This is a genomic window from Stenotrophomonas sp. FW305-3-2-15-E-LB1 (assembly GCF_058787375.1).
The window spans coordinates 1-6,434 of sequence record NZ_JBYSZR010000057.1; the positions used below are offsets into that span (position 1 = coordinate 1).

Here is a 6,434-nt window from a genome sequence, read left to right on the forward strand (position 1 = left end):
CCGTAAACCCATCCTTGGGGGCTCGATGGCGCCATCCATGGCGCCAACGGTCCTGCCCACCCACACCGCCCCACCCCCGACAATTTCCGTGTGACGGTTGGAACATCCACGTCCTGCGTGGATGAACGTGGTCGGATCTCGAATCTGATGGGATGCGCACGTATGTCTCACGAGGCTTCTACACATCGCTTCGGCACCTGCTGACGTAGGGTGTCCAATCATGACGCGGAGGGGCTGCCGTTCTGGGCGGCTCCAGACCCCGGGTCAGGGCGCGGCGGCGTCCGGCGGGTGCCTTGGGCACCGCTGAAAGACCTGAAAAAGTGTTTGGTTGTCAGGGAGTTGCGATGAGCTTGACCGGTCTGGCGGGACTATTGCGTCTTAGCTGTAAAGGCAGGCTCTGGCCACCTTGGGAGACGGCCAAGCACAGTTGGCATGTGATGTGCGTCACACTTTCAGCACATCGTTGAAGTAGGGATGCTAAGGGGGTTTCATGATTGTCCACCGTCCGCTGGCGCTCTGCGTCGGCCTGGCCTGCGCCGCGCTGGCGTTCGGGGCCCATGCCGCTTCGCCGCCACCCGCCGCCAGCCGCGCTGACCGGCTGGCTGAAATTGGCCACTACCGTGACCAGGCCCGCTGGGTCGATGCCCTGGCCGCCATCGAGCGCTCGCAGCTGCAGGAGCCCAACGATCCGCTGCTGTACAAGCTGCAGGTTCTGACCCTGGGTGATATCGGCAACGCCGACCGCGCCTGGCGCCTGTACCAGGCGCGGCCCGACCTGTTCGATGCCGACCAGAAGGCACGACTGGAAGCGAACTACATCGCCAAGCGGGTGAACTGGAGCCTGGCCTACGGCCAGAGCGAGGACAGCCGCCTGGACGAAGCCGAAGCATCGCTGGCGGAAATGGAGCAGTACGTGCAGCGCGATGGCACGCCGCTGGCGCAGGCGCCCCTGCGCATCCGCATGGACCGCCTGATCCTGCTCAACCGCCTGTCCCGCCATGCCCAGGTGCGCGACGAAGCGCGGGCCCTGCAGCAGGAAGGCCATGCCCTGCCCGACTACGTGCTGCCGGCAGTGGGCGATTCGATGATGGCCACCCAGCACCCGGATGAGGCGATTCCGCTGCTGGAAGCGGCCGTGAAGAACGATCCTTCGCGCTTCGAGTCCCGTTCCGAGCTGGCCTACGCCTACCTCGAGACCGAGCAGGCCGAGAAGGCCATCGGCTACCTGGACGCCTGGCAGAAGGATGAGCCGGCATGGCGCTGGGGCGGCGGCAAGAGCCCCTATGCCAACTGGGCGCGCTACGAGGCCGACCTCAACCTGTCGATGATCCGCGCCTACAGCGGCGATCTGCCTACCGCACAGCGCGAGCTGGAAGCCCTGGTCGATGTCGGGCCCGGCAACGGTGGCCTGCAGACCGCACTGGGCAGCGTCTACCAGATGCGCGGCTGGCCACGTCGGGCGCTGGAGCGGCACCAGATGGCCTACACGCTGGACCCGCGCGACGTGTCGCCGCGGATCGGCATGTACGAATCCTACGTGCAGCTGCAGCGCGACGACCTCGCCCGGCCGCTGCATGACGATCTGCTCGAGCGTTACCCCAACCAGCCCTCGGTGCAGCGCATGGACCGCGACTGGCGCGCGCACCGCGGCTGGCAGCTGCAGGCCACGGTGGAAGGCGGCCGCAGTTCCGGCGGTGGCGGCAGTTCGCCGCTGGGCAACGACGACCTGCATTACGGCACCGAAGTAGCCTCGCCGATCCTCGACGACCGCTGGCGCCTGTTCGCCTTCGCCGACCGTCGTTCGGTGACCTTCCAGGACCAGAAGATCAACCCGCTGTGGATGGGCGCGGGTGCACGCTACCGCTTCGGCCGCGTCGATGCCGAGGCCGCCGTGCTGCGACCCAACGACAGCATCGGCGACACCGGCCTGCGCGGCGGCTTCGGCTGGCAGTTCAACGACCAGTGGCACGCCGGCGTGACCGCCGCGCGCAACGATCCGGAAGCCTCGATGCAGGCGCGCGTGTCGGGCATCACCGCCGACAGCGTGGCGGTGGCGGTTGATTACACCCGCAACGAGCGCACGCACTGGAGCCTGGGTGGCAGCCAGTTCCGCTACGACGACGGCAACCGCCGCGACACCCTGAACACCGCCATCGAGCAGCGCCTGCTGACCCGCCCGCGCGTGGTGGTCGACGGCCTCGGCAGCCTCTACACCAGCCGCGGCTCGCTCGACGATGCGCCGTACTTCAATCCCTCGCGTGACCGCTCGGTGGAAATCGGCCTGCGCATCGACCAGCAGCTGTGGCGCCACTACGAGCGCCACTTCCGGCACCGCCTGACGGTGTCGCTGGGCGACTACTGGCAGGAAGGGTTCGGCAGTTCGCTCATCCCCACGGTGGCCTATCGCCACGAGTGGCAGTTCGGCCAGGGCAGGATCCTGGAGTACGGCGTGAGCTGGTCGCGGCCGGTCTACGACGGCCAACGTGAACGTCACATCGGCTTCGATGCCGCGCTGCGCTGGGGAGAGTGAGATGGAACGGATGCTTCGAAACCTGATGACCGTGCTGCTGCTGGGGCTGGTGCTGCTGGCCCTGCCGGCCGCTGCCCAGGAGCGCGACCTGGATTCGGCCGACAACGGCCTGCTGGTGCTGAGCTACCACGACATCCGCGACGATGTGCGTGAGAAGGGCGATGCCGATGCCTACGCGGTCAGCACGCAGAACTTCGCTGCGCACCTGGACTGGCTCAGCGCGCACGGCTACCACCCGATCTCGCTGTCGCAGCTGATCAAGGCCTCGCGCGGCGAAGCCCAGCTGCCGCCGCGGCCGGTCCTGCTGACCTTCGATGATGGCCTGCGCAGCGTCTACAGCCGCGTCTACCCGCTGCTGCGCGCCTACAACTACCCGGCGCTGGTGGCGGTGATCACCGATTACGTCGACATGGCCCCGGGCCGCACCATCGACTACGGCTACCGCCCGTTCGGCCACGCTGATTTCCTGACCTGGGACCAGCTGCGGGAAATGCAGGCCAGTGGGCTGATCGAACTGGCCAGCCATACCGACAACCAGCACCACGGCGTGCAGTCCAACCCGCAGGGCAACCAGACCCCGGCGGTGATCACCCGCACCTACGACCCGCAGACGCAGCGCTACGAGACCACGCAGCAGTACGAAAAGCGCCTGCGCGACGATCTCGCGCTGAGCGTCAAGCGCATCCAGAAGGAACTGGGCGTCACCCCGAAGGCGATCGTGTGGCCGTATGCGGCCTACAACCAGCTGAGCAACGACATCGCCGAACAACTGGGCATGCCGGTGTCGTTCGACCTGGAGGGCCGCAGCACGCCGGTCACTTCCGACCTGCATGGCCTGGCCCGCCTGCTGGTGACCAACAACCCGAACGTCAGCTCGCTCGCCTTCGAACTGCGCCGCAATGTCAGCCTCGATGGCACCCGTGCGCTGCAGATCGACCTGGATGCGGTCTACGACCCGGACCCGGCACAGCTGGCACGCAACCTCGACAAGCTGATCGACCGCGTCAAGACGGTGGGCCCGACCCATGTCTACCTGCAGGCCTTTGCGGACCCCGATGGCAACAACACCGCCGATGCGCTGTACTTCCCCAACCGCCACATGCCGATGCGCGCGGACCTGTTCAACCGCGTGGCATGGCAGCTGAAGACCCGCGCCGGGGTGAAGGTCTACGCCTGGCTGCCGGTGCTGGGCTACGAGCTGCCCGATGCGGCGCAGCGCACCGCGCTGGGCATCGCCAGCCCGGAACGCGACGGCATGTACCGCCTGGACTTCACCAAGCCGCAGGCGCGGCAGATCATCAAGGACATCTACGAAGACCTGGCGATCAATTCGTACTTCGAAGGCCTGCTGTTCCATGACGATGCCTATGTGCGCGACACCGAACTGGCGCAGCTGCCGCAGGAAGGCACCGATGGCGGCCGCACCCAGGCGCTGATCGACTTCACCCTGGAGCTGCGCGATACCGCCCAGCGCTGGCGGCCGAAGCTGGGCACGGTGCGCAACCTGTATGCGCAGCCGGTACTGGAACCGCAGAGCGCCAGCTGGTTCGCCCAGCGCCTGGACCTGTTCAACCACGCCTATGACCGCACCGCGCTGATGGCGATGCCGTGGATGGAAGGCAGCAAGCACCCCGAGCGCTGGCTGGACCGCCTGGTCACCGCCGTGCGCGCGCACGACCCCGAGCTGAAGCACACGCTGTTCGAGCTGCAGACCGTGGACTGGCGCACGCAGACGCCGATCAGCGGCCAGCGCCTGCGCGCGCAGGTACGCCGCCTGCAGGCGCAGGGCGTGCGCCATTTCGCGTGGTACCCGGACGATTTCATCGCCGACAAGCCGTCGACCACGGACGCGCGCGCCGCGATGTCCGCGCGCAACTTCCCGTACCCGGAGAAGTGACATGGACATGAGCCCCTGGCTGTATGCCCTGTTCCAGTTCGCCTTCTTCTACCCGATGGTGATGGCGTTCTTCTGGATGTCAGGCGGCCTTTACTACTTCTTCCGGCGCGAGCGGAAGTCGCGACCGCGCAATGATCCGCCGCCGATGGACAGCTACCCGTTCGCCACGCTGCTGATTCCTTGCCACAACGAATCGGACAACCTGGACGACACCATCGGCGCGGCGCTGGCGCAGCGCTATCCGGATTTCGAAGTGATCGCCATCAACGATGGCAGCAGCGACGATACCGGCGCCCGCCTGGACGCATTGGCTGCCCTGCACCCGCGCCTGCGGGTGGTGCACCTGGACCGCAACCTGGGCAAGGCCAATGCACTGCGGATGGGCGCCCTGGCCTCGCGCTCGGAGTACCTGGTGTGCATCGACGGCGATGCGATGCTGGAAGAGTACGCCATGCACTGGATGGTCTGGCACCTGACCAGCGGCCCGCGCGTGGGCGCGGTGACCGGCAACCCGCGCATCCGCAACCGCTCCACGCTGCTGGGCCGCCTGCAGGTGGCCGAGTTCTCCTCGATCATCGGCATGATCAAGCGCGCGCAGCGCGTGTATGGGCGCATTTTCACCGTGTCCGGGGTGATTGCCGCGTTCCGTCGCACGGCCCTGCACCGCATCGGCTACTGGGCCGACGACATGGTGACCGAGGACATCGACATCAGCTGGCGCCTGCAGCTGGACCACTGGGACATCCGCTACGAACCCAACGCGCTGTGCTTCATCCTGATGCCGGAGACACTGAAGGGCCTGTGGCGGCAGCGCCTGCGCTGGGCGCAGGGCGGCGTGGAAGTGCTGCGGCGGCACGGCGCATCGTTGTTCAGCTGGCGCAAGCGGCGCATGTGGGGCGTGCTGCTGGAGTACATCCTCAGCGTGTTCTGGGCGTACACCATGCTGCTGATCGTGGTGCTGTGGGCGCTGGGCAAGTTCATCCCGCTGCCGGCCCCGCTGTACATCGACACGCTGCTGCCGCAATGGCACGGCGTGATCCTGGCGCTGGTCTGCCTGCTGCAGTTCGCCAGCAGCCTCATCATCGATCGTCGTTACGAAACACACATTGGACGCAACTACTTCTGGGTCATCTGGTACCCGATGGCGTACTGGCTGATCAGCCTCTTCACCACCCTGGTGGCGTTGCCGAAGACGTTGTTCAAGCGCCGCGGCAAGCGTGCCACCTGGGTCAGCCCTGACCGGGGGATCCGATGAGCACCGTCCGCGGCACCACCAAGACAAAATCGTCCAACCGCTTCGATTCGCGGTTGATCCAGAAGTCGCGCCAGCAGCCGCGCCTGCAGCGCACGGCCTGGGGCTTCGTGACCCTGGCGTTCTGGGGCTTCTACTTCTACCTATGGGCACCGCTGGTGACTCTGGTTTCATGGCTGCTGGGCGGGCACCTGGCCTACGTGCAGTTGTACCAGCACAGCCAGCACGTGGATCCCTTCGTGATGATCGCGCTGCCGGTGATCCTGGTCTGCTGCTCGCTGTTGCTGATCGCCTGGGCCGAGTACAACCGTTTCCGGTTTGGTGGCAAGGAACGGCGTGCGCCGCGCGAGGATTCCAGCCGCCAGGACATCGCCCGCGCACTGGGTGCGAGCGATGCGCTGGCCGAGCAGCTGATGCACGCGAAAGCGGTGACGCTGCACATGGATGACAACGCACGGCCGGTGGGACTGACGCGGCAGCCGCTGTTGTAAGGGGTGGGTGTTTTTTTGCAGGGCTTGCAGCCCTGCACCTGCTTTGAATCAACTTCAACGTCAGAAGCCAGAGCGGCATTCCGAGGGTTGGCGGGGCGGTGGCTGTTGGTGGGTGCCGACCGTTGGTCGGCACATCTGTCAGATATCGAGCGAATCATCCACGCATGGCGTGGATCTACTGGCAACGGCGGCGGTTGGTGGGTGCCGACCGTTGGTCGGCACATCTGTCAGATATCGAATGAATCATCCACGCATGGCGTGGAT

The 6,434-nt window shown here is 66.3% G+C and carries 4 protein-coding genes; all 4 read left to right on the forward strand.

What is annotated here, in order from left to right:
• The first annotated feature begins 490 nt into the window (after positions 1-490).
• Genes pgaA through pgaD form a run of 4 tightly spaced genes read left to right on the forward strand, consistent with a single transcriptional unit; the run spans position 491 to position 6,170 of the window.
• Positions 491-2,530, forward strand: a complete 2,040-nt coding sequence (gene pgaA, locus AC3WL7_RS21270) for a poly-beta-1,6 N-acetyl-D-glucosamine export porin PgaA (protein ID WP_492753017.1) — start codon at positions 491-493, stop codon at positions 2,528-2,530.
• 10 nt (positions 2,531-2,540) lie between these two features.
• The gene (gene pgaB / locus AC3WL7_RS21275; RefSeq protein WP_492753020.1) at positions 2,541-4,427 is read left to right on the forward strand and encodes a poly-beta-1,6-N-acetyl-D-glucosamine N-deacetylase PgaB; all 1,887 of its coding nucleotides are present in this window, start codon (positions 2,541-2,543) and stop codon (positions 4,425-4,427) included.
• A gap of 1 nt (position 4,428) precedes the next feature.
• Complete coding sequence (gene pgaC / locus AC3WL7_RS21280; RefSeq protein ID WP_492753018.1) at positions 4,429-5,682, forward strand: poly-beta-1,6-N-acetyl-D-glucosamine synthase; 1,254 nt, start codon at positions 4,429-4,431, stop codon at positions 5,680-5,682.
• Positions 5,679-6,170 carry a poly-beta-1,6-N-acetyl-D-glucosamine biosynthesis protein PgaD gene (gene pgaD / locus AC3WL7_RS21285; protein ID WP_079222511.1) on the forward strand — a complete coding sequence of 164 codons (492 nt, stop codon included), beginning with the start codon at positions 5,679-5,681 and terminating at the stop codon, positions 6,168-6,170. Before pgaC ends, pgaD begins: the two co-directional genes overlap by 4 nt.
• Positions 6,171-6,434: the final 264 nt, after the last annotated feature.